This is a genomic window from Lacticaseibacillus daqingensis, assembly GCF_003946115.1.
GTDB classification, from domain to species: Bacteria; Bacillota; Bacilli; order Lactobacillales; family Lactobacillaceae; genus Lacticaseibacillus; species Lacticaseibacillus daqingensis.
On record NZ_RHOH01000007.1, the window covers coordinates 50,390 to 75,411 of the forward strand.

Annotated in this window: 23 protein-coding genes; 3 read left to right on the top strand and 20 right to left on the bottom strand. The window is 61.6% G+C overall.

The window, feature by feature from the left end; all coding sequences use genetic code 11:
• Positions 1–129: 129 nt before the first annotated feature.
• From EKM88_RS09385 to EKM88_RS09440, 12 genes are all read right to left on the bottom strand, one after another.
• On the bottom strand, positions 130–582 hold the full coding sequence (locus EKM88_RS09385; RefSeq protein WP_125705525.1) for a hypothetical protein: 453 nt from the start codon (positions 580–582) through the stop codon (positions 130–132).
• A gap of 55 nt (positions 583–637) precedes the next feature.
• Complete coding sequence (locus tag EKM88_RS09390; RefSeq protein ID WP_125705527.1) at positions 638–1,828, bottom strand: acetate/propionate family kinase; 1,191 nt, start codon at positions 1,826–1,828, stop codon at positions 638–640.
• Positions 1,829–1,840: 12 nt separating this feature from the next.
• Complete coding sequence (locus tag EKM88_RS09395) at positions 1,841–2,851, bottom strand: class I SAM-dependent methyltransferase (protein WP_125705529.1); 1,011 nt, start codon at positions 2,849–2,851, stop codon at positions 1,841–1,843.
• An 84-nt stretch (positions 2,852–2,935) separates the two neighbouring features.
• Positions 2,936–3,136: a hypothetical protein gene (locus EKM88_RS09400; RefSeq protein ID WP_125705531.1), complete on the bottom strand. Its 201-nt coding sequence runs from the start codon at positions 3,134–3,136 to the stop codon at positions 2,936–2,938.
• Entirely contained in the window at positions 3,117–3,581 is a 465-nt protein-coding gene (locus tag EKM88_RS09405; RefSeq protein ID WP_125705533.1) for a type II secretion system protein, read from the bottom strand. Before EKM88_RS09405 ends, EKM88_RS09400 begins: the two co-directional genes overlap by 20 nt.
• On the bottom strand, positions 3,541–3,834 hold the full coding sequence (locus EKM88_RS09410) for a hypothetical protein (protein ID WP_125705535.1): 294 nt from the start codon (positions 3,832–3,834) through the stop codon (positions 3,541–3,543). Before EKM88_RS09410 ends, EKM88_RS09405 begins: the two co-directional genes overlap by 41 nt.
• On the bottom strand, positions 3,831–4,211 hold the full coding sequence (locus tag EKM88_RS09415; RefSeq protein ID WP_125705537.1) for a hypothetical protein: 381 nt from the start codon (positions 4,209–4,211) through the stop codon (positions 3,831–3,833). The genes EKM88_RS09410 and EKM88_RS09415 overlap by 4 nt, the downstream gene beginning before the upstream one ends.
• Before the next feature lie 35 nt (positions 4,212–4,246).
• Positions 4,247–4,576: a type II secretion system protein gene (locus EKM88_RS09420; RefSeq protein ID WP_125705539.1), complete on the bottom strand. Its 330-nt coding sequence runs from the start codon at positions 4,574–4,576 to the stop codon at positions 4,247–4,249.
• Entirely contained in the window at positions 4,573–5,544 is a 972-nt protein-coding gene (locus EKM88_RS09425; protein WP_164512065.1) for a type II secretion system F family protein, read from the bottom strand. Before EKM88_RS09425 ends, EKM88_RS09420 begins: the two co-directional genes overlap by 4 nt.
• Positions 5,528–6,391 carry an ATPase, T2SS/T4P/T4SS family gene (locus tag EKM88_RS09430; protein ID WP_125705544.1) on the bottom strand — a complete coding sequence of 288 codons (864 nt, stop codon included), beginning with the start codon at positions 6,389–6,391 and terminating at the stop codon, positions 5,528–5,530. Before EKM88_RS09430 ends, EKM88_RS09425 begins: the two co-directional genes overlap by 17 nt.
• Positions 6,392–6,526: 135 nt before the next feature.
• A complete protein-coding gene (locus tag EKM88_RS09435; protein WP_125705546.1) occupies positions 6,527–7,261 on the bottom strand; it encodes a YebC/PmpR family DNA-binding transcriptional regulator in 735 nt (244 codons plus the stop codon).
• A gap of 88 nt (positions 7,262–7,349) precedes the next feature.
• A complete protein-coding gene (locus EKM88_RS09440) occupies positions 7,350–7,841 on the bottom strand; it encodes a VanZ family protein (RefSeq protein ID WP_404819974.1) in 492 nt (163 codons plus the stop codon).
• Between the two features lie 97 nt (positions 7,842–7,938).
• Here EKM88_RS09440 and EKM88_RS09445 point away from each other — a divergent pair, with 97 nt between their 5' ends.
• Entirely contained in the window at positions 7,939–9,741 is a 1,803-nt protein-coding gene (locus tag EKM88_RS09445; RefSeq protein ID WP_125705550.1) for a M3 family oligoendopeptidase, read from the top strand.
• Positions 9,742–9,800: 59 nt separating this feature from the next.
• Here EKM88_RS09445 and glmS read toward each other — a convergent pair whose 3' ends face one another.
• From glmS to cdaA, 4 genes are all read right to left on the bottom strand, one after another.
• On the bottom strand, positions 9,801–11,609 hold the full coding sequence (gene glmS / locus EKM88_RS09450; RefSeq protein ID WP_125705552.1) for a glutamine--fructose-6-phosphate transaminase (isomerizing): 1,809 nt from the start codon (positions 11,607–11,609) through the stop codon (positions 9,801–9,803).
• A gap of 310 nt (positions 11,610–11,919) precedes the next feature.
• Positions 11,920–13,275: a phosphoglucosamine mutase gene (gene glmM / locus EKM88_RS09455; protein ID WP_125705555.1), complete on the bottom strand. Its 1,356-nt coding sequence runs from the start codon at positions 13,273–13,275 to the stop codon at positions 11,920–11,922.
• A 22-nt stretch (positions 13,276–13,297) separates the two neighbouring features.
• On the bottom strand, positions 13,298–14,365 hold the full coding sequence (locus EKM88_RS09460) for a CdaR family protein (RefSeq protein WP_125705682.1): 1,068 nt from the start codon (positions 14,363–14,365) through the stop codon (positions 13,298–13,300).
• Between the two features lie 2 nt (positions 14,366–14,367).
• A complete protein-coding gene (gene cdaA / locus EKM88_RS09465; protein ID WP_125705557.1) occupies positions 14,368–15,213 on the bottom strand; it encodes a diadenylate cyclase CdaA in 846 nt (281 codons plus the stop codon).
• A 311-nt stretch (positions 15,214–15,524) separates the two neighbouring features.
• Here cdaA and EKM88_RS09470 point away from each other — a divergent pair, with 311 nt between their 5' ends.
• Both EKM88_RS09470 and EKM88_RS09475 read left to right on the top strand, forming a co-directional pair.
• Entirely contained in the window at positions 15,525–16,952 is a 1,428-nt protein-coding gene (locus EKM88_RS09470) for an aldehyde dehydrogenase family protein (protein WP_125705559.1), read from the top strand.
• A 283-nt stretch (positions 16,953–17,235) separates the two neighbouring features.
• Positions 17,236–19,995, top strand: coding sequence for a cation-translocating P-type ATPase (locus EKM88_RS09475; RefSeq protein WP_125705561.1), 2,760 nt, complete (start codon positions 17,236–17,238; stop codon positions 19,993–19,995).
• Between the two features lie 66 nt (positions 19,996–20,061).
• Here the strand turns inward: EKM88_RS09475 and pulA are convergent, their stop codons facing one another.
• The 4 genes from pulA to EKM88_RS09495 all read right to left on the bottom strand — a co-directional run bounded on the left by pulA (position 20,062) and on the right by EKM88_RS09495 (position 24,838).
• Complete coding sequence (gene pulA / locus EKM88_RS09480) at positions 20,062–21,927, bottom strand: type I pullulanase (RefSeq protein ID WP_125705563.1); 1,866 nt, start codon at positions 21,925–21,927, stop codon at positions 20,062–20,064.
• Positions 21,924–22,700, bottom strand: coding sequence for an epoxyqueuosine reductase QueH (locus EKM88_RS09485; RefSeq protein WP_125705565.1), 777 nt, complete (start codon positions 22,698–22,700; stop codon positions 21,924–21,926). Before EKM88_RS09485 ends, pulA begins: the two co-directional genes overlap by 4 nt.
• Positions 22,701–22,851: 151 nt before the next feature.
• The gene (locus tag EKM88_RS09490) at positions 22,852–23,715 is read right to left on the bottom strand and encodes an ROK family protein (protein ID WP_125705568.1); all 864 of its coding nucleotides are present in this window, start codon (positions 23,713–23,715) and stop codon (positions 22,852–22,854) included.
• Between the two features lie 97 nt (positions 23,716–23,812).
• Positions 23,813–24,838 carry a metallophosphoesterase family protein gene (locus EKM88_RS09495; protein ID WP_125705570.1) on the bottom strand — a complete coding sequence of 342 codons (1,026 nt, stop codon included), beginning with the start codon at positions 24,836–24,838 and terminating at the stop codon, positions 23,813–23,815.
• Between the last annotated feature and the right edge of the window lie 184 nt (positions 24,839–25,022).

The following is a 25,022-nucleotide window of genomic DNA, read 5'->3' on the forward strand; positions in this document are numbered from 1 at the left end:
TAAAATTATACCCACCTGTGCCTGCAACACCAAGCGCCCGGTTAGTGACATCGCGCGTGCAAAAGGCGGCCCCATCGCACGGGACCGCCTTTTTCGTCACGTTCATTCAACTTAGATGAAATTAATTCATCACAGCATGACCACCCGTTCCGGTGGCATCTGCCGCTTCAAAAACTGGGCTAGCGTGGCAGGGGCTTGGGCAAACACCAGCGTCACCACCACGACCTGCCCAACGCGGGCCTGTAGTTGCGTTCCCTGCGGCAGGGCCGTCAGCTGAATCTGGGTCAGCTGAGAATACGGGCGCATGCTCCCAAAGCCATTGATCAACTCTTGGCGGGTCAGTCCGCGCCGCCACGCGGCAAACACGAGGCACATGCCCACGATAAATCCACCGCTGACCGCCGCGTCCAGCGTCTTGCTGGTCACCGCTGTCAGCACCGTCATCAACCCGGCCAGCGTGAGGTAGCCAATTTGCCACGCGCGCTTGGGCCGCGCGACAAACTGCAGTGATCGTCGCACCAACACGACCGCGCCGGTCGCCACCACTAAGACCCCCACCAGTAGTATTGTCATCCAGTGCATGGTCTCACCTCCCCTCGATTGATCACGGGCCAACGCCCGCGATTAGTTTGCGAGGTTATTTGCTCAACCGCACGACATCGCGGGCGATCATCAGCTCTTCATTAGTCGGCACCAGCAGCACCTTGACCTTGGAATCGTCACTTGAGATCAGGCGCTCTTCGGCCATCACGTCGTTGCGTTCGTCGTCGATTTTGGCACCAAAGACGCTCAGCCCCTCGATGATGCGCTTGCGTTCGCGCTTGTCCCCTTCGCCCATGCCGGCGGTGAAGACCAAGGCATCCACGCCACCCATCTCGGCGATGTAACCGGCCACGTACTTCACGATGCGGTTGGTGAAGATGTCGATGGCCAGCTGGGAGTCCGGCCGCTCGTTGCGGGTGTTTTCCAGCTCGCGCATGTCAGGCGACAGCCCGGACAGCCCAAGCAAGCCGGACTGCTTGTTGAGGATGTCGATCATGTCCTCGGGATCGGTGATATTGAGCTTTTGCATCAGGTAAGCCACCAGTGAGGCATCGATGTCCCCGCTCCGGGTACTCATCGTGACGCCAGCCAGCGGCGTGAAGCCCATGGACGTGTCAAAGGACTGGCCGTCTTTTTCTGCCGTGATGGAGACCCCGGAGCCCAGGTGCATGGTGACCATGCGCAGGTCCTTCAAGTCCTTGCCCAGCAGTTCGGCGGCGCGGTTGGACACGTAGCGGTGGCTCGTCCCGTGGGCCCCGTACTTGCGGGCCCCATACTCATCGTAGTACTTCTGAGGGATGGAGTAGAGGTAGTTCATCTTCGGCATCGAGGTGTGGAACGAGGTGTCAAACACGCCGACCTCTGGCACCCCTGGTAGCAGCTTCATGAACGCGCGAATGCCATTGGCCTCCGCTGGGTTATGTAACGGCGCGTACTCCGCTAGATCGTCAACTTCCTTCAGGGACGCTTCCGTCAGTAGTTCGGATTCCTTGAAGCGCTCGCCCCCAGCCACGATACGGTGGCCGACCCCCTGGATCTCGTCATAGCTGGCGATGATCTTGAGTTCGATCAGCGCCTTGAGCAGCATGTCCACCGCCATGTCAGCCGTGGGAATGTCCTGGTTGATCACGTACTTTTGGCCGTCACCGTACTTCACCTTGAACTCAGAGTTCGACAGGCCCATACGGTCCACCATCCCGGAGGCCACAACGGTTTCATCCGGCATGACGAACAGCTTCCACTTCAGCGTGGAACTCCCGGCGTTAATTGCAAGAATCTTTGACATTTCTTCCATCTCCTACACTAAATTTGTTGCGGACCAGGTTTTAACCGCATCCAGAAAGGCCCCAAACGCGCTTGTGTCACTGAGCGCAGGGAAGGTGCCCAGTAGGACTTGCTTGACTTGTTGACTCTTCGGCCCCGGCTTTTGTAGCACCAGCAGCGATTTTTGCGCCGCGGTTGTCGCAAACAGCTCAGTCGGTAAGTTCAACAACCCCTGAAAATGCATGTGTGCGGTCAACCAGGCCGTCAGCCCCGCAGCCTCATCCGATTGGAACACGGTGCTCGGCACGAAGAACAGCCCCAGGCCATCCGGTGCCACCGCCGCCATGCTCTGCTCGATCAAGAGGTGATGCGCGTAGCTGTGCCCAGTTTGCGCTGCGGTTTCAAACTGCTTGGCCCGCTCGTCCACCGGGTAAAAACCCACCGGTAAATCTGCCACTGCCACGTCAACGGCGCCAAATTGCAGCGGCGCCAAGGCGTCCTGATGGTACAACGTTGTATCCAGCCGCTGCAGGTGACTGCTCATGTCTGCAAACGCCAAGAGCGTCTCATCGTTGTCCACCGCCAGCCCGCTCACGTGCTCGGCCCCGGCCTGATGCAGGCGGTTCATCACGGCAAAAAGCAGGTTCCCTGACCCCGCGGCCAAGTCAGCCACCGTCATGCGCGCCGGTACTTGCTTGAGAAATACCGTCACCATGAATGTGGCCAACCCCGCCATCAGATCAGGAGTGACCTGCTTGTTGGGTTCGATGCCGTCCACTTGAATCGCCTTGACCAATAGCAGTTGCAATGCCTCGCGAATTTCTTCAGGGGTGTAGTCAGCAAGCTTGATCCTCGCGTACTGCGCCGCAAGTGTTGCCGTTGCGGCTTCGTCCGGTAGCCCATCAAGATGCGTGATCTGACCCGTCAGGAGGTCATCGCCAGATTCTGTGGCTGCTTCCAAGTAGCTTGTGTTCAGTTGCTTGTGCAGCAGATCTGTCGTTTGTTCCAACACTGCATACAAAGCTTTTAAATGCTCGTTTGCCACGCTTCAACCTCCTTAGATGTACTCCTCAATTCTAACGGTGAACCAAGTGAGTTTCAAGCGGTTTCTTTCGCGTCAAATCGGCATTCATGGCGTTGGCGGACGCGGTGGCTCACCCGCCTGCCACGCCCGGTACGCGGCAGCCGCTGCCTGCGCTTGTTCCTGCAGGCGAAGCTGATACATCCCCCGCCAAACCGCCATCTGATGCAGCGTCACCGTGGCCATCAGCGTCACCACCAGCAGGACCATCATCGCGCTAAGCAGCGCACTACCCTGGCGTTTGTCCATAAAGCACCCCCTCAAGCATCAGCCCCGACTGCAGGCGCCAGGTGAACGCCACCACATTGGGCCGCACGGTGGTAAACGCAACCTCAGTCACGTCCAGAAGCACCGGCTGATAGCCACCATCAGACGTGGTGAGGCGCAGCTGTTGCCAGCCGCCGAGCCGGTAGTAGTACCCCAGCTCGTATCGCTTCATCGCCTTGTGGATCACTAGCCCCTGACCGGTTGACGTCGGTTCGATCGTCGCGTCCTTCACATAGGCCTGCAGGTCGTGCTGCGCCTGGTACAGCCGGAGCATCTGGGCATCCTGGCCCGGGGCGGTTGACGCCGCGCGCACCAGCGGCCGCCACAGCAGGGCAACACTCGCCAATACCCCCAGCGCCACCAGTGCCTCCACTAAGGTGAACGCGTCACGGCGCGCTAATCTGCCATACTTGCTGCTGCTGGTCATCCCACACCTCGATTCCGGCCGCCGTTACGGCCACCACGTAGCGTTCCCGTCCCACCCACACCGCCTCATGCCCTGGCACGCCTGGCGTCAAACGGCGCACGGCCACCTGAGCCGCTGTGGCCACCGCGACCTGGCGCGCCAGTGGACTGATCTGCTGCGTATAGACGCGCGCCACGATGACGAGCCACACCACCACCAGCGTCATCACGCTGAGGGCCGCCAAGTGTTCCGCCAGCAGCACGCCTTTTCTCACTGCCGTACCAACACCCCCCAATCCAAGCCAACACTGTATTTCACCTGCTGCCCATCCGCGCGCGTAAAGGTCAGTGTCTGCAGGATCCTCACTTCGCCGCCTTGCCGAAAATCCACCCACGGGGTGACACTGCTGACCGTCATCCCGGCCGGGAGCGGGAGCGTCACCGTCTGTGTGACCGGTACCCCGTACTTGAACGCCACACTGGCATGGGCATAGTTGACCTGGCCAGCAATGTTTTGCACTTGCAGCACCTGAACGAAGCGGGCCCACTCCGCCTCAACAGTGGTCAAGAACTGGTCCTCGGTTCGGCGCACGATGAGGGCATGGCCAAGGTGCACCCCCAGTAGCGCGGTCGCCACAATCAAACCTAACACCACTACCACTTCAACTAGCGTGACGCCTCGCCGCCTCACGGACTCACACTAAACGCCGGGGGCTGGGTCGTCGCCTCATAGCGCGCGGCGGTCAACTGATCGCGCTGTTCAGCGGTGATGATGCCATTTTTCACCAGTGCCGCCACACTGGTAAAGTTCGTCAGCAAGACCCCCGGCTGATCGTACGCGACCGCGATCTGCGTGTTCACGGTGGCGACCGTGGCGGCCAGTTGCTTGGCCTCCGCTTGCTTCAGTTGGGCGCGGATCGTGATCACTAGGGTCAGCGTCAGCACAATGATCAGCCCCAGCGCTGCTAACACCTCGATTAACGTAAACGCGCGTCGCCGCGCCTGCAATCGTTTCATCCGATGCCTCCTTGGCCGTACAGCGGCCCCAGCAATGCCTGATACATCAACACGATCTGCGCCCCGATCACCAGAAACAACAGCGGTTGCACCACCGCCAGCCAGCGCTCAAGCCGCGCCTGCAACGTCGCCAGCAGCGTTTGAGCCAACAGCGCCATGCCAGTTTGCACCAAGGCCGGGGGCTGGCCCAAGGTCATCAGCTCGCGCGCGGGCGGGTACACCAACGGGTGGCGTAGCGCCACTTCCAAGGACTGGCCCGCCGCCACTTGCCCCAGCACCGACTGCGCAAGCACCGGTAAAACCGCCGGCGGCAGCGCGGCCAGCTGGGCCAGGTACGCCGTGACCGGCTGACCCGCCGCCAAAAACTGCGCCACCCCGCTGACTAAGACCGCCTGATAGTACAGCCGCGCAAGCTGTCGTACCCCCGGCCAGGCCAACAGGAGCCGCCCCCGTTGCAAGGGCGTGCACCGGCGCCACCCAACCAAAGCCAGCAGCCCGACCCCACCGCCTAGCCCCAGCCCCACCAACGGTAGCCACACCACCCCCGGCGGCGTGGCGCCGAGCATGGGAATAACGCCGAGGATCAAGACACCTTGCAGCACGAGCAGCAGGGTCATCAAAACAGCTGGGTACACGAGCAGCTGCATCAGCCGGTGACGGCTGGTTTGTTGCAGGCGCAAGAAGCGCACCGCCACCGTCAAGCCGTCAGCCAACTGGCCGTGCACCGTGGCCAGCTGCGCTTGGGTCACGATAACGGGGTCAAACCCGGCCTGCTGCAGTGCCGCGGCAACCGATCCGCCCCGTGCCAGCGTCTGGCGCATCTGCCGCCAGCGGGGCGCGGCCCGTGGTTGGCTGACCCGCAGGTAGGTAAGGCCATCGGCCAGCGAAAATCCTACCGACAGCAGCGTGATCAAGCGCTCGCAGGCCACGAGTTGGTCTGCCAATTTTAGCTTAGGCAGTTTCTTCATGCACCCGTCCTCCCTCATCCACGACGCGCAGCACCACTTCGGGATGCGTCACCGGCGTGTGAACCAGCCGCACGGCCGCACTAGCCACCAGCGCGGCCGTCACGAGCGCGGGCGCGACCCCTAACCCCACCAAACGCGGGGCCACCAAAGCGGCAGACCGCGCGTGCACGGTAGTCAGTACCAAGTGGCCGCTGATGGCCGCTTCACAGGCCTGTTGGGCCGTGTCAAAGTCGCGCAGCTCCCCGATCAACAACACATCCGGCCGGTGGCGCAAGGCGGCCTTGAGCAGCGCCGCGTAAGTCATCCCGGCGGCCGGGTTGACCTGCAGTTGCAAGAAGGCGGGCTGCACGATTTCGACCGGATCCTCGATGGTCATCACCATCTGCTCCTGCGCCAGCGCCGTGGCCAGTTGATACAACAGTGTGGTTTTGCCACTGCCGGTCGGCCCGCTCACGGCGACCATGCCCCGGGCTTGGGCCACGGTTTGCAGCCGGGCCACGAGCGGCGCGGTAAAGGCATCCAGCGCAGGGACCCCGTAAAGCAGGCGCGCGACCAGGGTTTCTTGGCCGGTGTGATCTGCCACGGTGCTCAGCCGCAAGGGCACGGCAAGCTGCGGTGGCGTGTACGCACCCAGTTGCACGCGCCGGTGTTCGGTGACATTCATCCCCGCTTGATACTTCAGGTAATTGAGCCAGCGCTGACCCGTTGCTGGGCTGACCACATCAAGCGCAACGAGCCCACGTGCCTGACGCAGCACCACGGCGTACCCCGCAGGCTTGGGCAACAGGTACACGTCACTCGCGCGCGCGGCCACGGCCTGCGCTAAAACGGCGAGTAAGTCCTCCATGGCACACCTCCTACTCTATATTCTGCCAATCGCGCCGGTTTCCCTCGAAGGTCACCAAAATTTGGTCGCGGACGCAAAAAAACCGGCGTGATGCGCTCCCGTGGGAGTGGCATCACGCCGGTTTGATCGTCTGAATTAGTCTTCGTCTGGCCATTCAGCGCTGGTGTAGACGTTTTGAACATCGTCATCGTCTTCCAGTGCATCGATCATGTTCTGCATGGTTTCGAGCTTTTCCGGTGGCACGGGCACGGTGTTTTGCGGCACCATGGTCAGCTCAGAAGTCGTGAACTTGAAGCCCTGGGCCTCCAACGCATCGCGCACGGCGGTGAAGTCCTTGGGGTCTGTATAAACGGTGAACTCGTCGTCCGTCGTTTCCAGGTCTTCAGCGCCGGCCTCAAGCACGGCTTCAAACATCTGGTCTTCATCGACATCGAGGTCTTCGCGGTCGATCACGAACATTCCCCGGCGGTCGAACATGTAAGACACCGCACCGGCGCCTGCCATCGTGCCACCGTGGCGCGTGATCGCGACCCGAACAGAGGAGGACGTCCGGTTTTTGTTATCGGTCAAGGCTTGCACCAGCACCGCGATCCCCGCCGGCCCGTAACCTTCATAGGTCACTTCGTCGTACCGCGTTGCGTCGCCGCCATCTGCTTTATCTAGGGCACGCTTGACGTTGTCCTTTGGCATGTTAGCGGCACGCGCCTTATCCATGACTAACCGAAGCGCCGGGTTGTTGTTGGGGTCAGAACCACCTTGCTTTGCTGCCATGAAAAGCTCACGGGAGATTTTCTGGAAAATTTTGCCACGCTTGGCATCTTGGGCGTTCTTACGACCCTGGATGTTATGCCACTTACTGTGTCCTGACATCGTTAAACCCTCTTTTCAAATTATTCGTTGCACATACGCGCATATTATACCAAAAAGGAACCGAGGCGACAACGCCCCCAAATGCAACTCAGCGGCCGCGCCGGCGCTGGCGAAGCGCGATGGCCAAAACGACCCCAACTAGCGCGCCACACGTGTCGAGCATCACGTCTTGAAACAGCGGCGTCCGGTTTTGCGTCAGCATCTGGTGAAACTCATCCAAGGCGGCCACCCCGGTGCTGCTCAACAGCGCCACGATCGCGGTCAGCCCGCGGTCGCGAATGAAGCCGCGCAAGCCGCGGGCCGTGGCAAAGCCAAAGCACAAGAAAATGGTAAAATGCGCCCCTTTGCGCAAAAACCACTCGCAAAACGCAGGAAACCCAAGAGCGGCCGCGGACACCTGCGTCCCCGCGTAGGTAAAATCGATCGCCCGCAGCCACGCGAACGGCGCGTTCTTCGGCACGATCCCATCCAGTAGCGGCACAACCGTCTGCTGCTGGTAGGTCATGCTGGAGCTAATGAACAGCACCCCGATGATCGCGAGTGAGAGCCACAACCAGTTATATTTGCGGAATAATGTCAATGCGTTGTCCTCCAAGTCAGCCATTTCGCCTCCTAGCATACCATATGGCCTAAGATTAGGTTACAATGAGAGAATCCTAACACTCGGAGGCAAACACATGACGTATCCCATCAATTGGCAACTCGATAACATTTTCCCCGGGGGCATCGACTCCCCGGCGCTCAAGGCGCGCATTCAGGATGTGCAGGCCCAACTGCCGACCCTAGCGGCGCAGATCGATGCGTGGACCGCGCCAGAAGATCCCGACTTCACTGGCTTCACGGCCATCATGGCGCGCTGGGAGGATGTCGGCAACGGCCTGCGCACGGCCGGCACCTTTGCCAACATGATCCAGTCCGCCGATTCGGCTAACCAGCAAGCCGGCGTGGTGATGAACCAGATCCAGCTGATCGCCAACGACCTGACGGCGGCGATCACCGCCCTGACCAAAAAACTGGTCGCGTTGGACGATGCGACCTTTGCGCGTCTGACCGCCACCCCGGCACTTGCACCAAGCCAGTTTGGCCTCGGCGAGATGCGCACACAGGGCAAGGAACTGCTGGACGACCAGACGGAAGCGCTGATCAACCAGCTGGCTGTCGATGGCTTCCACGGCTGGTCCACGCACTACGACACGCTGAGCGCCAGCCTGCACTTTGACGTGACGCTTGACGGAACGCCGTTGACGCTGTCCGCTGGCCAAACGCAAAACCGCTTTGAGTCCGACCTCGACCCGGCTAACCGCGAGAAGACCTTCACCGCCTGGACCAACACCTGGGCCCAAAACGCCGCGCCGTTCGCCGACACCCTGAATCACCTCACCGGGTTCCGCCTGGCCAACTACCACGCCCATGGCATCACCGATTACATGCACACCCCACTGCAACTCAACCGCCTGAGCCAGGCCAGTCTCGACCAGATGTGGGCCACCGTCAGCGCCAACAAGGCGCCGTTTGTCGCCTTCCTAGACCAAAAAGCCAAGCTGATGGGTAAGCCCAAGATGGACTGGTACGACCAGTGGGCCCCAGTTGTCGTCGGCGACTACACGCCGAAGCACTACACCTTCGATGAGGCCGCCGAGTTCATCATCACCAACTTCGGCAAGTTCTCGCCGAAGATGGCCGCCTTTGCCCAGCACGCTTTTGAAAACGGCTGGATCGAGGCCGAAGATCGACCCGGCAAGCGCCCCGGTGGCTACATGACCGAGGTGCCAGACGTCAAGGAGGCCCGCATCTTCATGACCTTCGACGGCTCCGCGTCCGGTGTTTCCACCATCGCCCACGAGCTCGGCCACGCCTTTCACGCCAGCATCTTGAAGGACTACCCAGCCCTGCGGCGCGACTACGCGATGAACGTGGCCGAAACCGCCTCGACCTTTGCCGAGCTGATCATCGCCGATGCCACCGTGAAGGCTGCCACCAGCCCCGAAGAAAAGCTCAACCTGTTGGACGCCAAGATGAGCAACCCCAAGGACATGCTCCTGAACATTCACGCCCGCTACCTGTTCGAGCGCAGCTTCTATGATGCCCGCCAAACCGGGACGGTCACCGTGCCGCAGCTGCAACAGCTGATGCAACAGGCGCAAGAAACCGCCTACGCCGGCGGCCTCGCCAGCTTTGATCCGATGTACTGGGCGGATAAGCTCCACTTCTTCATCGATGACGTGCCGTTTTACAACTTCCCGTACACCTTCGGCTACCTCTTCTCCAGCGGCATCTACGCCAAGGCGCAGGCCCAGCCGGGCAACTTCGAGGACGACTACATCGCCCTGTTGACCGACACGGCCAACATGACCACGGAAGAACTGGCGCAAAAGCACCTCGGTGTCGACTTGACACAACCGGACTTCTGGCAGCAAGGCATCGACCTCGCCGCCGCCGATGCCCAGGCCTTCATCGACCTGAGCAACCAGCTGCGCTGACCCCACGCAAAAACGCGTGCTCCCTCACTTAACGGGGGGCACGCGTTTTTGCGTGGGGCTTATTCCACGGTCACCGACTTGGCTAGGTTGCGCGGCCGGTCCACATCATAGCCGCGGTCTAGGCTGGCAAAGTAGGCCAAGAGTTGGGCCGGTATCACTGTCAACAGCGGCATCAAGCAGGCGTCCAAGTCTGGCAGCCGCAGCTGGTCGCCTGGCTCAGCCAGCGCGGCGCTGGCAATGCGCAGCACCTGCGCGCCGCGCGCGGCCACCTCTGCCGCATTGCTACGGGTGTGAGCTGCGGTGGCAGGATCAGTGATGAAGGCGATCACCGGCGTGTCCGCCTCGATCAGCGCAATGGTGCCGTGCTTCAGCTCCCCAGCGGCAAAGCCTTCCGCCTGGATGTAGGAGATCTCCTTGAGCTTCAGCGCCGCTTCCAGGCTGACCAGCCAATCGGTGCCGCGGCCGATGTAAAACGCGCGGGTGGCGCCGGTGAACAGGTGTTGCGCCGCCTCGTGCAGGCGTGGCGCCTGATCGATCAGCTGGGCCTGACCGCTGGCTGCCAGGCTCAGCTGATGCGCCACATTAAAGGCGGCCGCGGCCGGCTGTGCCTGCGCGACCCCCAACCCCTGCGCGAGAATGGCGAGCAGCGCCACCTGTGCGGTGTACGCCTTAGTGGACGCCACCGCGATTTCCGGGCCGGCCGCCAAACTGAGCGCCGCATCGGCTTCGCGGGCCAGCGTACTGCTGGCCACATTGGTCAGCGTCAGCGTCGGCCACCCCTCGGCCTTGGCCTTCAGCAGCACCTGCCGCAGATCGGCGGTTTCCCCACTTTGCGTCAGAAAAATCAGCAGAGGCTTCGCCGCCATCAGCTGCTGGTGGTACGCGAACTCGGAGGCCAAGTGCACCTCTGTCGGTACACCAGCCAACTGCTCAAACAGCGGCTTGCCCACCAGCCCAGCGTGGTAGCTGGTCCCCGCCGCCACCAGGTACAGCCGATCGGCCGCCTGCAAGGCCTGTAGAACGGCCGCAGGGAGCTGAACCTGGCCGTCCGCCGTGTAGCGGGCCAGCAGTCGCCGAAGCACCGTCGGCTGCTCGTTGAGTTCCTTGAGCATGTAAAACGGATACGCCCCCAGTTCCGCATCCCCATCGGTCAGGCGCACCGTCTGTGGGGCGCGCACTACCGGCGTCCCATCCAGCGCTTCAATGCGTACGGTGGTGGCCGTCAGCGTCACCAGCTCATGATCCGCCAGCGCAATGAACTGGTCGGTTTGATCAAGCATCGCCAGCGCATCCGAGGCGACCACGTTGAAGCCGGTCCCCACCCCGATGAGCAGCGGACTCTGGTTTTTGGCCACGAACAGAGTGCTCGGATCCAGCCGGTCCACCAAGCAAAAGGCGTACGAGCCCTCGATCAGCTGTAGCGCACGGCGGAAGGCCGCCTTAGCCGACAGCCCGGTTTGCGCAAAAACGGCGATCAGTTGCACGACGACCTCCGTGTCCGTGTCGCTGGCCAGCGTGACGCCTTGCAGGTACTGGGCCTGTAGCGCGGCCGCGTTCGTGATCACCCCGTTGTGCACCAGGTAAAACCGCTCATCGGCCGACACGTGCGGATGCGCGTTGGCCAGCGTTGGGCGGCCATTCGTCGCCCAGCGCGTGTGCCCGATCCCCATCGTCCCCTGAACGCTTGCATCAACTGCGGCCTCAAGCGCGCTAATGCGCCCGACGCGCTTCACCAAGAAGTCGTGGCCCGCCTGGTCGTTCACGTACAAACCGGCCGAATCATACCCGCGATACTCCAGCTTCGCCAGCCCGGCCAGCAAGACCTCAGGGGCGTTGGGCACCCCAATGACACCAACAATTCCACACATTGCACTCGTCTCCGTTCGATTGGTCTAGTTTTTATCACAAGATTGGTTGTGATAACGCAATGCCTAATTTAAGCGAAAATAAGTCTAGTGTCAACTAAAAATAGTAATTGGTATAGCTAATCTTAATAATTTTGGTCTAGTTCATTCTAGTGATCGACCCACGCAATCTCGCAGATGAAATCGGTGTCATGGCCGGCCAGCCGCCACGACTCGGTGATTGGTCCAGCCCGCTGAGCGACGCAAAAAACGACCCGCAAGGCCGGCGTAACGCCAGGCCTTGAGGATCGTTTTGCGTGTGCTTCGCAGTGAATTAGCAGCCCATTTCTTCGGTGACCACCGCGGTAATTTGATCCACGTAGTCATTCACCAACGCTTCGGTTTTGGCCTCGGCCATCACCCGCAGCAGCGGCTCGGTACCGCTTGGCCGCACGAGGACGCGCCCATCGCCAGCCATCGCCTGTTCGACCCGGTCAATGGCCGCCTGGATCGCTGGATAGTCCTGCCAGTTATCCTTGTCGGTCACTTTCACGTTGACCAGCTTCTGCGGGTAAGTCTGCACCGGCGCCGCCAGCTCGGAAAGCGGCTTGCCGGTTTGCTTCATGACGTTCAGCAGCTGAATCCCGGTCAGCATGCCGTCCCCGGTGTTGTGGTAATCGAACAACACCACATGCCCGGACTGTTCCCCGCCAATGTTGTAGCCATGCGCGCGCATCTCTTCCACCACGTGGCGGTCCCCAACGGCCGTCTGAACCGACTTCATGTCGTTGGCTTCCAGCGCCTTGTACATGCCCAGGTTACTCATCACTGTGGTGACCACGGTGTCTTGCTTCAAGCGGCCCTGTGCCTTCATGTACTGGCCAAGGACGAACATGATTTTATCCCCATCGATGATGTTACCCAACTCGTCCACCGCGATGCAGCGATCGCCGTCACCGTCGAACGCGAGTCCGGCCTGGGCACCTTGTTCCACGACCATCTTGGCCAGTGCCTCAGGGTGCGTTGAGCCCACGTTCTTGTTGATGTTCAGCCCATCAGGATGCGTGGCCATCGTCTCAAACTCGGTGTCCAAGTCGGCGAACAGCCGGCTGACAAAGTTGCTGGTTGCCCCGTTAGCCGCATCGATGCAGACGTGCAGCCCGGCCAGATCATCGGCCAAAGTCTGTTCCAAAAACTGGGTGTACTTGAGCGCCCCTTCTGGGTAATCCGCAACCGCACCGAGCCCTTCAGCTGCCGGCCGCGGCAATGTGTCGACTTCCGCGTCCAGCAGGGCCTCGATTTCTTCCTCAGTGGCATCCGACAGCTTGTAGCCGTCCGGCCCGAAGAACTTGATCCCGTTATCGGCCGCCGGGTTATGCGAGGCCGAAATCTGGATCCCGGCATCGGCGCTTTGCACCTTGATCAGGTAGGCGACCGCCGGCGTGGTGATCACGCCGAGGTTGAGCACCTCGATCCCAACGGATAACAGCCCCGCCGTCAGCGCCTGTGCCAACATTTCACCGGAGGCACGCGTGTCGCGCGCCACCAGCACCAGTGGCTTCTTGGAGCGGTCCTGGCTGTGTTGCGTCAGCACGTAGCCGCCGCAGCGACCGAGCCGAAAAGCGAGCTCCGGGCTCAGTTCCTGATTGGCAATACCGCGAACGCCGTCGGTCCCAAAATACTTCGTCATGATAACTTCCTCATTTCTTCTGCTATTGATCATCATCGCTGGTCGTCGAATCTGTCGCTGAACTCTCGCTACTGCTTTCAGCACTGCTACTACTCTTGCTGCTGGTGCTGGCCGCGGGCACGTCACCGGCCCCGCTTTGCGCGACGGTGATGGTGACCTTGATCGTCTTCGGATCGGTCGCCACCAGTTTGCTGTTCGCATCGAGCAGCCGAATGGTTGATGTCGTTGTGCTGGTCACCGCACTGATGTCCACCGGCACGGTCAGCGTGTCGATCTGGTCAAGCACGTCCTGTGCCCCGTATATCGTGACCCGGTTGGTTGCGGTACTCAGGTCGTACAGGCGACCGGCAGTGGCCTGCCCGGTTTGTGTCAGCTTGAGGCTGACTTTTTTGCTCGGGAGGCGGATCGGCAGGTTCACGTGCACCGTCTGTGGTGACACCACCACGTTGACCGTGTTCCCATCAGCATCCAGCGCCTGCAAGAGCACCTCCTGATCCACGGTTTCCTTGGTGTTGCGGTTCATGACCACGTTCGCCACGATCTGGTAAACACGACTGATCTCGCCCTTCCCCCCGGTCACCTGCGCGGTTTCGATGCTCAACTTGGCCGCGCCTGCCGTGTAACCCGGCGCCAGGCTGTCCTTATTGTACTTCACTTGGATCGGCATGGTCTTGGTCTTGCGATCCTGCACGGTCACCTCAATGGTTTTGGGCCGTAGCGTGTAGGTCAGGTCCTTGTTGAGCCCTTCCTGGTGCAGCTTCACCGTGTGCTTGCCCACCCCCAGCTGGCTCAGATCCGCGATGACGCGGAAGTTCAGCGTGTTGGCGGTCATCGTGACAAGGCTCGTGCTCCCGCTAAGGGTCACGGAAACCTTCTCGGGGTAGCCGGTGATGAAGTACTTATCCGTGTCCGCCTTCAGTTGCAGCGGCACTTTGAGCGTTCGCTCGGTCGTTGCGGTGATGGCGTTGTTGCCCCGCGAGCTCGGAGTCAGACTACTCAGATCCTCCGCGTTCACGTACGCGAACAACCCGACTGCCAGAAGCAGGGCCAAGAGGCGATAGAACCACGCACTTTCCCAAAACTGGTTCAGTTTCATCGCTTCTTCCCCCCTTTTGGCCCCAACCCGGCCAAGAACTGGTTGACTGGGTTGGGTTTGGCGGTGTCAGCCGGCACGAGTTGCGCGGTCAACAGCTTCAGGTAGTCTTCACGGGTGAGGTCACGAATCAGGTGGTTGTTGTTCGTGATGGTCACCCCACCGGTTTCTTCCGACACCACAATGGTCAAGGCATCGGTGACCTCGCTGATGCCGACAGCCGCCCGGTGCCGAGTCCCCAGCTCCTTGGGGATCAGGTTGCTTTCAGACAGCGGCAGGTACGCGGCCGCCACAGCGATTCGGTTGTCGCGAATGATGACGGCCCCATCGTGCAGCGGCGTGTTGGGGATGAAGATGTTGATCAACAGCTCCCCAGACACATCGGCGTCCAACGGGATCCCGGTTTCGATGTAATCCTCCAGACCGGTGTTTTTTTGAATCGAAATTAGCGCTCCGATCCGGCGCTTGCTCATGTACTGAATGGCCTTGTCGAGCTCCTTGACCATTCGCTCCTCAACATCGTGGCGGTTGACCCGCGTCCACGGCAATACCGAGCCGCGGCCCAGATGCTCCAGGCCTCGGCGAATTTCGGGTTGAAAAATGATCACCAGCGCGGGCACCGACCAGGTGATGATCAGGTCAATGATATACCCCACCGTCTGTAGGTGTAAAAACACGCTGACCAGCTTGATGATGGCGATCACGAAGACGCCTTTCAGCAGCTGGACCGCCTTGGTGCCGCGAATCAGCATGATCAGCCGGTACACCACGTACCAGACGACGAGGATGTCAATCAGGTTCGCCAACGTCGACCACCGCAGGAGCGAGGCAAAGAAATCCTGCATGTCTTGTCCTCCATTTTTTCATATTTGTGTTTCATTATACCACGTCCGCTTCGAGTCTACCGGCGCATTCCGCCAGCCAGGCTACCGAGCTGTTGCGCGAGAAAAAAATGCTGTACCAATTGGGCCCAACTGAAACCGGCACCAAAAATTGGTGAAAAATTACACAGAGTTGTGTCACACCGGCCCAACGCACGGGCCAAGACGTTCTTGAAACGTCATGCGAAATCCTGTTACACCGTGTTTTCATCGGCTTTACAACCAATTTTTCAGCGTGTACGATGAACGCGTAAACTCAGATAGGAGATGTTGAGATGTCCTCACTCACTGTGCTAAACCCAAGTCCCACGACTACGCCAGACCCGACCGTAGCCGTCAATGCGCTGGTCGCCACCGCGCAAACCGCGTTCAACGCCTACCAATCCTTCGATCAGGCCGCCGTTGACCGGGTCTGTGCCGCCGTCGTTGCCAGCGCCCGCCAGCACGCCAAGGACCTCGCCTTCTTGGCCTGGAAGGAAACCGGGCGCGGGGTAGCGGAAGATAAAGCCATCAAGAATATCTACGCCAGCCAGTACATCTGGAACGCGATCAAAGACGACCAAACCGTGGGGCTCATTCACGAGGATCCCCAAAACGGTCTCAAGCAATACGCCGAGCCGCTGGGCATCCTCGCCGGGGTCACCCCGGTCACCAACCCGACGTCAACCGTCATCTTCAAGGCGTTGCTTGCGCTCAAGACACGCAACGCCATCATCTTCGGCCTGCACCCCCAGGCCCAGCAGTGCGGTCAGGCCACAGTGCTGGGCCTGGCCGAGGCGGCAACCAAAGCCGGCGCCCCAGCTGGGTTGATCCAGTGCATCGCCCAGCCCAGCATCGCCGCCACCAACGCGCTGATGAATCATCCCCAAGTGGCCCTCGTCCTGGCCACCGGCGGGCCCGGCATGGTCAAGGCCGCGTACTCGACCGGTAAGCCGGCCCTCGGCGTCGGTCCCGGCAACGCCCCGGCTTACATTGAAAAAACGGCCGACCTTGATGCCACAGCCACCGATATCATCCTCAGCAAGAGCTTCGACAACTCGATGATCTGTGCCTCCGAAAACAGCGTGGTCGTGGACCGCAGCGTCTACCCCGCGTTCAAGGAAGCGCTCCGGGCTCGCGGCGCGTACTTCGTGCCCGCCGCCGACGTCCCGGCCCTCACGGAAGCCGTCATCGATCCCGAGCGGCGCACCGTGCGCGGCCCCATTGCCGGCCAAAGCGCGGAAAAAATCGCGCGCCTAGCTGGCCTCACCGTGCCCGCCGGCACCAAGCTCCTGATCGCCAAACTCGACGGCATCGGCCCACACTTCCTGCTGTCCGGCGAGAAACTCTGCCCGGTGCTGTCGCTGTACGTGGCCAACGATCAGGCCAGCGCCTTTGCCCTGTGCCGCGCCTTGCTTGACTACGGTGGCCTCGGTCACACGGCGGTGATCCACACGCAAGACACCCGGGTCAGTGACGCGTTTGGCCTGGCGATGCCAGCCTGCCGCATCCTGGTCAACACCCCCGGCTCCCTCGGGGGGATCGGTGGCCTGTTCAACCGCCTGACCCCGTCTTTGACCCTGGGTACTGGCTCTTACGGCAAGAACTCCATCTCCCACAACCTGACGGACCGTGACCTGCTGAACATCAAAACCGTGGCGGTCGCCACCCGCCACCCCAACGAGTTGATCGGCGAGCTCCGCGACCTGATCCACGCCAACTGATCTCCCTGAATCACGCCCGTGACTGACAAATGCCGGTCACGGGCGTGGTCTTGACTAATATAGTTATATCGAATATTTATTGCATCTTATTTAGCCGACCTAACCTTGTCACGCCCACACTTTGCCATTTGCCAGGTCGGCGGGGCTGTAAAGATTCAGCCAAAAGAATGTTCTCGCCCTTGGCCAAAGCGTTAGAATAAGCGTATAGACAGCGTGTTCACCGGCTGTGCCCTGACTTGCCGATCACGAACACGCGTTGCGCCTTCTGAAAGGATGGACAGTTATGGCAGATGCGGATAAACGCGAACAGTTTGCAGCCACCCCAGCGGCGGCCGTCTTGAAAACCCTGGACACCCAGGTGACCGGCCTCAGCGAACAGGCGGCCCAAACCCGTCTGGCGCAGTATGGGCCCAACACCATCACCCGGACGAAAGGCCAATCGGAGTGGCTGGTGTTCATCAAGAACTTCGCCAGCCTGATGGCGATGCTACTGTGGGTCTCCGGGGCCATCGCCATGCTCACCGGGACGGTCGAGTTGGGGATCGCGATCTGGCTGGTCAATGTGATCAACGGCCTGTTCAGCTACTGGCAGGAGCGGGCCGCCAAAAAGGCGACGAACGCCCTGATGGCGATGCTGCCGACTTATGTGCAGGTACTGCGCGATGGTAAGTTGCAGCAGCGTAACGCCACGGAACTGGTCCCCGGAGACATTTTCAGCCTGCAAGCTGGCAATGCGATCCCGGTGGACGCGCGGCTGCTGGCGGCCACCTCCCTGCAAGTAGACCAGAGTGCGCTGACCGGCGAATCCGTGCCGGAGTCCAAAACCACCCGCTACGACCCAGGAGAAGGTGAGTTTGCCGAAAGCACGCTGGTGTACGCGGGCACCACAGTGGGCGCCGGGACCGGCAAGGCGGTGTGTTACGCCACCGGGATGCACACGGAGTTCGGCAAGATCGCCGCACTGACCCAGAATCAGACCAAGGCCAAGAGCCCACTGGCGCTGGAGCTGGACCGGCTGACAAAGCAGATCTCGCTGATCGCCATCGCCATCGGCCTGAGTTTCTTCCTGGCCGCGATTTTCTTCGTCCACTATCCGGCGGCCAAGGCGTTTATTTTTGCCTTGGGGATGATCGTCGCGTTCATTCCCGAGGGCCTGCTGCCGACCGTCACGCTGAGCCTTGCGCAAGGGGTGCAGCGCATGGCCAAGAAGCACGCGTTGGTGAAGGACCTGAACTCGGTGGAAACACTGGGGGAAACCACCGTCATCTGCTCGGACAAAACCGGCACGCTGACGCAAAACCAGATGACCGTCGAGCACGTCTGGACGCGTGCCCAAGCCTTCACGGTGTCCGGCCGCGGTTACGTGAACAACGGGAGCGTGCAGCGCGGGCACGATAAGCTGCAGTGGGCCGATGACCCCGATTTGGCGACGCTGATCCGGGTGGTTGCGCTGAACAACGACACCAGCGTTCAGGCCGACGCAGCGGGCAAGCCGAAGATCCTCGGCACGCCCACCGAAGCCGCGCTGGTGATTTTGGCGCAAAAGGCGGGCTTTGATCTAACCCAAGCGGCCGCACAGACCCCGCGCCTGCAGGAGTTCCCCTTTGACTCCGAGCGCAAGCGCATGTGCACGATCCACCAGCACGACGCCCACACCCTGTCGGTTTGCGTCAAAGGCAGCCTGAGCGACCTGTTGCCGCAGTGTGACACCATTCAGTTCAACGGCGTCAAGCGCCCCCTGACGGCCAGCGACCGCACCGCGATCAACGCCGCCAATGAGGGGTACGCCAAGCAAGGGTTGCGCAGTCTTGCCGTTGCCTACCGCGAGCTGCCCGCCGCGGCCGATCAGGCCCAACAGCTAGCTAACCTGACCATTGCCAACACCGAGGTCCACCTGACCTTCATCGGGCTGACCGTGATGGCCGACCCACCGCGCCCCGAGATTTATGACGCCGTTGCCAAGTGTCATGCCGCCAAGATCAAGATCATCATGGTGACCGGTGACTCGACCCTGACGGCCAAGTCGATCGCCGTCAAAATCGGCCTGACCTCGGATCAGGCCCGCGTGGTCACCGGCACCGAGCTTGAGCGCATGAGCGAGGCCGAGCTGCAAGCCGCCTTGCGCGGTGAGATCATTTTCGCGCGGGTGGCCCCGGAGCAGAAGTACAAGATCGTGGCCACGCTGCAGAAAAACGGCGAGATCGTCGCCTCGACCGGTGACGGCGTCAATGATGCGCCGGCGCTCAAAAAGGCCGACATCGGCGTGGCCATGGGGGTCACCGGCACCGATGTCGCCAAGGACGCCGCGGACATGATCCTGACCGATGACAACTTCGCGTCCATCGTGGCCGCCATTGAGGAAGGTCGCACCGTTTACAGCAACCTCCAGAAGTTTTTGACCTACATCCTCACCAGCAACGTACCCGAGGCCGTGCCGTCCATCCTGTTCCTGTTCTCCCGCGGGCTGATCCCTTTGCCGATGACCGTCATGCAGATCCTGACCGTGGACCTGGGCACGGACATGCTGCCGGCGCTGGGCCTGGGCTCCGAGCCGGCCGAACCCGGCATCATGCATCAGCCGCCCCGCGCGAAAAACGCCCACCTACTCAGCCGCAGTGTGATCTGGAAGGCCTTTGCGTGGTACGGCCTGCTTGCCAGTGTCATCGCGACCTTCGCCTACTTCTTCGTCAACTGGCAGGCGGGCTGGCCCGACGTGGCGCTTGCGGCCAGCGGCACCGGTTACGCCCGTGCCACCACCATGGTGCTCGGGGCCATCGTCTTTTCCCAGATCGCCAACGCGCTGAACTGCCGCACCAAGCGTGCCTCGGTGCTCAAGACCGGGCTGTTCGCCAATCACCGGGTGTGGGCCGGCATCGCCTTTGAGGTCGTGCTGTTCTTCCTGCTGACCATCACGCCCGGCCTGCAAACACTGTTCAACACCACGCCCCTCGGCTGGACCGACTGGGCCTTCCTGATGGCGATCCCGATCCCACTGTTCCTGCTGGAAGAGGCGCGCAAGGCCATCACCCGGCGACGCCGCTAAAGCACACGACACACCAAAAGCCGCCGCAAATCTGCGACGGCTTTTGTCATGTCGTGTGTTTTTAAATTAAGCCAACCGCTTCAGCACCAGTGCGGCCACCGGCGCCAGCGTGACCGTCCCGGCGCTGTGCCGGTCTCGACCGACCACAATGGCCCCATCTTCAACCAGCACCCGGTAATCACCGGCCGGGATCGACTGCTCAACCGCGGTCGCCTGCGCGTTAAAGGCGAGGATCAGCGGCCCCACAGCGACCACCACCACCCCATCCGCGGCGTGCAGCACCTGACTGGCCGCCGCGATGGCCGCGTAACTGGTTTGACGCAGCGCCGGCTCCTTGCGCCGCAGCGCCAGCAGTCCCCGCAGGTACGCCACCGCATCGGCGTTAGTCGCGGCCAGCGGCCAGTCCACCCCATTGACTGCGTCTGGCGCATTGTACGAGTTGGCGTTTCCCCCTTTACTGCGCAAAAACGCCTGCCCCAGCTGGAAGAACGGCACGCCTTGGCTCAGTGCCACCAGGCTGTTGGCCAGCTTCACGCGCCGCACGCGCATGGCCGGCGTGTCCGTGGGACTGCTGGCCGCCAGCTTATCGACCAAGGTCAAATTGTCGTGCGCCTCGGCGTACTGGACCACCTGCGTTGGGGCAACATACGGGGGCCCGCCCCCCAGCAGCCCGAACGCAACCGCCGCAGCCGCCGCCTGATTGCCGGCCACAAACCCCGGCGCGGCGGCGTCGAAGTTGTTGCCTTTGATGGCATCGCGCAGCTGATCGTTGAAGAAGGCGACCGATGGCAGTTGCGCCGCGTTGCCTTGAGTTGCTTTTTGCGCCGGGGCTAACGGGGTGTTCATGTCCCAGCCCTCGCCCAGCACGAGCGCGCCCGGAGCGACCTCATCCAGTGCCTGACGCACCGCTTGCATTGTGGCCACATCGAGGATGCCCATCAAGTCGAAGCGAAAGCCATCCAGCTGGTAGGTCTGTGCCCAATACGTGATCGAGTCCACGATGTACTTGCGCGCCATGACGCGTTCCGAGGCAAAGTCGTTGCCGACCCCCGTACCATCTGCCAGCTGCCCATCCGGCCACTGCCGAAAGAAATACCCCGGCACGCACCGCGCCAGCGGGCTGGTCGCCGGGTCAAAAACATGGTTATAGACCACATCCATAATGACGCGCAGTCCCCGATCGTGCAGGGCCTGGATCATCGCCTTGGCTTCCTGCACCCGGGCCTTGGGGGTCGCCGGATCCGTGGCGTAGCTCCCCTCAGGCACGTTCCAGTTGACTGGGTCGTACCCCCAGTTGTATGTGGCCCGCGGCGCGGCCTCGTCCACCGAACCAAAGTCAAAGAAGGGCATCAGCTGCACATGGGTGGCGCCACTGCGGGCCAGGTAATCCAACCCGGTGGGCGTCCCAGCCAGCGTGTGCGTCCCGACTTCTGTCAGCCCGAGGTACTGACCTGCGTGCGCGATGCCACTGCTCGGCTGGCTGGACAGGTCCCGAATATTGACCTCAACGATGACCGCATCGGTGGCCGACCCAAAAGCAGGCAGTCGCGCGCCCCAGCGCTTTGGCACCTGGTCTTCTGGGGCCAAGACCACGCCGCGCGCCCCGTTGCGCGTCGCCGCCGTGGCGTAAGGGTCAATGGTTTCCGTCTGGGTGGTTTCAAATTGAAGCTGATACGTGTACACCAAGTCGCGCTGGTCCCCCATCAGCGTGACGCACCAGACCCCGTGGGCGCCGGGCGTCATCGGCCAGGTCTGCACTAACCCGGCGGCTGGTGCGGCGCTGGCGTACACGCATAAGCTGACGCGCTGTGCGGTTGGCGCCCACAAGCGAAAAAGCGACTGGTGCGGCGCATACTGTACGCCTAGCCAGCCGGCGAAGCCGAATTCGGCGTCAAAGGCGGCCGCAGTCGGCGGTAAAGTTGACTGTGTCATCGCCGATCAGCCTCCGTTTGCGCCGCGAGGTGGAACTGAATCGCCGCAAAGTCATCATCCGCATGCGCGGCCACAAAGGCCGTTGCCTCGCGGTTGACCGCCGCCAGGTCGATCCCCTGCTTTTTGGCGGCAAACAAACAGCCACAGTAGCACTGACGGTACACGTTGTAGGTTTTGCACATCTCGACGCTGCGCGCGTAGCCGCCGCGCTTCTTAAAGTCGCTGGGCAGGTACGCCACCGAGTACAGGTGCTGCACCTCAAGGCCGAGTTCGTTGATCACCGCCGCATTCTTGCTTGGACTGATGGTCAACGCGCTGCCGAAGTAGTCAAACCCCAGTTCCTGGGCTTTAGCAGCCACCCGGTCCAGCCGGTACTCGTAACACACGCGACAGCGCGCGCCGCCTTCCGGTTCATCCTTCAGGTGCTTGGTCTGCGCCAGCCAGTCGCTGGGCGTGTACGGCGCAGCCAAAAACTGGACCCGGTTGCCCGTCGTGCGGTTAAAATCGAGGATGAACTGCTCTTGCACCAACCGCCGCCGCTCGTACTCCATGCGCGGGTGGATATTGGGGTTATCGTAGTACACGGTGATGTCTGCGACCTGCGTCAGGTACTCCAGCGTGTACGTTGAGCACGGCGCGCAGCAGCTGTGCAGCAGCAACCGTGGCCGAATCGCGGCCGCCTGCCACCCCTTGATGACACGCTGCAGAATTAAATCGTAGTTGATCTTTTGGCCCTGTTCAAACTGCCGGGCAATCTCTTCGTACTCAAGCATCGCGCCACCTCCAATCTATGCCCGTATTATAGCCGACCCAACCAGCCGACGCAAAACCCTGCGTTTTTGCGTCTTGATCAAAAGCGCAGCCGCCTGCCCCCAACGTTGCGAGGACTCAGACGACTGCGCAGATAAGCGCGTGCTGTTGCGGCTAAAGCAAGGCCTTGGCCATCGCGAAGTCCCCGATGGTGGCAGACCCGTTGTTCGGCACCCCGGACAGGCAGATCAAGGTGGTCAAATCGCCGGCATCAACATAGCCGTTGTTCAGCTCGGCGAAGTACTGGCGCACCTTTGGCAGCTCGGCGTCACTCAGCACAGAGCCACCGAAGACGATTTTCTCCGGGGCCAGGTTGACATAGGTGTTGAACGCCAGCTGAGCGGCGTAGTAGCTGATGTAGTCGAACACCGGCGCGGTGCGCGGCACGGTTTCGCCGGGTTGACCGGTGCGCGCTTCGATCGACGGGCCCGAAGCCATCCCCTCAAAACAGCGGTTGCCGTGGAACCGGCAGACCCCGGCGAAGTGGTCATCCGGGTGCGGCAGCACCACTGCGTGCCCCATCTCGGCGTGCGCACGCCCGCCAACAAATCGCCCGTCCTGAATGGCGCCCCCGCCAATGCCGGTGCCGATGGTGAAGTACACCAGCGAGTGCGCGTCCTTCCCGGCACCGACACTGTATTCCCCGTATGCCGAGGCGTTCACATCCGTGGTGAACGCGATCGGAACGTTCAGCGCGGCCTTCAGCGTGCCCACAATGTCGGCGCCTTCCCAGCCGGCCTTCGGGGTCTTCAGCACATGTCCGTATTCCGGGGTCCCGGGGTTGATCCCGATGGGGCCGAAGCTCCCAATGCCCAGCGCATCCACCGGGTTAGCGGCAAAAAATGCGGCGCACGCGGCCAGCGTTTCCGCCGGTGTGGTGGTGGGCACCCGCTTGCTTGCCAAAATTTGGTACTGTTCATCTGCGACCGCCAGCACAAACTTGGTGCCGCCAGCCTCAATACTGCCGAGACGGGTCATATCTTCACCTTCACTTTATCATTTTTGAATCCGGTTCCATTCTACCGCAACCGCGCCTTGCGCGCCTCTCCAAAAATAAGCGACCACTCGTCAAACTTTAGGCGAACTCGGCCACTACCGCTCGGTAAGCCGGCCCAAACAGCGGCTGCGCCGGCGCGGCCACATCATCCGCATGGGCGGGGTCCGCATACTTGCGCTGATCATACGCCCGCGCTAACAGCCCGCGCGCCGTTTTTGCCGCCGCCGCGGGGAGCTGTGGCAGGCGGCTGGCCAGTGTAGTGCGCGCCCAAGTGACATCATAGGCCGAAAGCGCCACGCCGCGTGCGAAGTCCCAGGCCGCCAGGTGCACCTGCGTGGGGCCCACCGTACCATAGTACCCCAGCCCCTGACCGATCACGCCGTTTTCACTCACCGCGTAAGCGGGCTGGTCCACGCACACACCAAAGTCGCGCTCGATCACTTCGCAGACGCCCAAGCCGTTGTGAATGTGGCCGGAAAAAATGAAGCTGCCTGGATGCCGGCGGAGCACCGCCTTCAACGGGGCGTCTGCGCTGCCGATCCCGCCGTACTGATTGCTGCGCCAGTGGGTCCCCGCCAGTGCCTGATGCACCAGCACCGCGTTGAACTGACCCGCTGCTTCGCCCGCCGTGAGTGTCCGGTCCAGCCACGCCAGTTGCGCCGGTGAACACACCACCGCGTCCTTCAGCCCCACCTCCGTGTTGAGCACCACCCAGCGAATGCCTCCAGTGACGCGGCTGAAGTACACCCGGTGTTGCCCCGTCACCGGTTGCAGGTACGCCTGCCGGTAATTGGGCAACACCGTTTCGGTAAAATACGCCGGCCGTGCGGTGGGCACATTCGTCCAAGTGCGCGCGTGCGGCCCGCGCACATCGTGGTTCCCGAGGCTTGCGATCACCGGCATGCTCTGGGGCAACGCCGCCAGCGCCGTCCACACAGCTTCGAACTGACCCGGCGTCCCGAGGTTCGTCAGGTCGCCGTTGATCACCACGGGACTTTCGGCATCGAGCCGTTGCATCTGGGCCAGCCCCGCCTTGAGCGCCGCCAGGGTGGCCCAGCGCGCATCCACATGTAGATCCGCTAACAAGAAGAAATGCGTGTCCATTGCCCGCCTCCATCGTTGTGATAATGTGAGCGTACACCCGTTGATTGCCGGGAACAAGGCGCAACCTTCGCGATCTAGCGCCTAGGTACAGGCTTTCCGTTGTGTTTTCTTACTGAGCTTCTTGGTTGGCTGTCTGCCACGCTTACTGCCTTCCGGTCTTCGTCCAGCGACGTGGCTATGTTGG

What these genes read in the sequence shown, in the direction of transcription:
- EKM88_RS09490 (WP_125705568.1), bottom strand. Translation starts at nt 23,715, where the DNA reads ATGACCCGTCTCGGCAGTATTGAGGCTGGCGGCACCAAGTTTGTGCTG.
- glmS (WP_125705552.1), bottom strand. Translation starts at nt 11,609, where the DNA reads ATGTGTGGAATTGTTGGTGTCATTGGGGTGCCCAACGCCCCTGAGGTC.
- EKM88_RS09495 (WP_125705570.1), bottom strand. Translation starts at nt 24,838, where the DNA reads ATGGACACGCATTTCTTCTTGTTAGCGGATCTACATGTGGATGCGCGC.
- EKM88_RS09475 (WP_125705561.1), top strand. Translation starts at nt 17,236, where the DNA reads ATGGCAGATGCGGATAAACGCGAACAGTTTGCAGCCACCCCAGCGGCG.
- EKM88_RS09470 (WP_125705559.1), top strand. Translation starts at nt 15,525, where the DNA reads ATGTCCTCACTCACTGTGCTAAACCCAAGTCCCACGACTACGCCAGAC.
- EKM88_RS09390 (WP_125705527.1), bottom strand. Translation starts at nt 1,828, where the DNA reads ATGTCAAAGATTCTTGCAATTAACGCCGGGAGTTCCACGCTGAAGTGG.
- EKM88_RS09405 (WP_125705533.1), bottom strand. Translation starts at nt 3,581, where the DNA reads ATGACCAGCAGCAGCAAGTATGGCAGATTAGCGCGCCGTGACGCGTTC.
- EKM88_RS09435 (WP_125705546.1), bottom strand. Translation starts at nt 7,261, where the DNA reads ATGTCAGGACACAGTAAGTGGCATAACATCCAGGGTCGTAAGAACGCC.
- pulA (WP_125705563.1), bottom strand. Translation starts at nt 21,927, where the DNA reads ATGACACAGTCAACTTTACCGCCGACTGCGGCCGCCTTTGACGCCGAA.
- glmM (WP_125705555.1), bottom strand. Translation starts at nt 13,275, where the DNA reads ATGACGAAGTATTTTGGGACCGACGGCGTTCGCGGTATTGCCAATCAG.
- EKM88_RS09385 (WP_125705525.1), bottom strand. Translation starts at nt 582, where the DNA reads ATGCACTGGATGACAATACTACTGGTGGGGGTCTTAGTGGTGGCGACC.
- cdaA (WP_125705557.1), bottom strand. Translation starts at nt 15,213, where the DNA reads ATGCAGGATTTCTTTGCCTCGCTCCTGCGGTGGTCGACGTTGGCGAAC.
- EKM88_RS09430 (WP_125705544.1), bottom strand. Translation starts at nt 6,391, where the DNA reads ATGGAGGACTTACTCGCCGTTTTAGCGCAGGCCGTGGCCGCGCGCGCG.
- EKM88_RS09425 (WP_164512065.1), bottom strand. Translation starts at nt 5,544, where the DNA reads ATGAAGAAACTGCCTAAGCTAAAATTGGCAGACCAACTCGTGGCCTGC.
- EKM88_RS09400 (WP_125705531.1), bottom strand. Translation starts at nt 3,136, where the DNA reads ATGGACAAACGCCAGGGTAGTGCGCTGCTTAGCGCGATGATGGTCCTG.
- EKM88_RS09445 (WP_125705550.1), top strand. Translation starts at nt 7,939, where the DNA reads ATGACGTATCCCATCAATTGGCAACTCGATAACATTTTCCCCGGGGGC.
- EKM88_RS09420 (WP_125705539.1), bottom strand. Translation starts at nt 4,576, where the DNA reads ATGAAACGATTGCAGGCGCGGCGACGCGCGTTTACGTTAATCGAGGTG.
- EKM88_RS09485 (WP_125705565.1), bottom strand. Translation starts at nt 22,700, where the DNA reads ATGCTTGAGTACGAAGAGATTGCCCGGCAGTTTGAACAGGGCCAAAAG.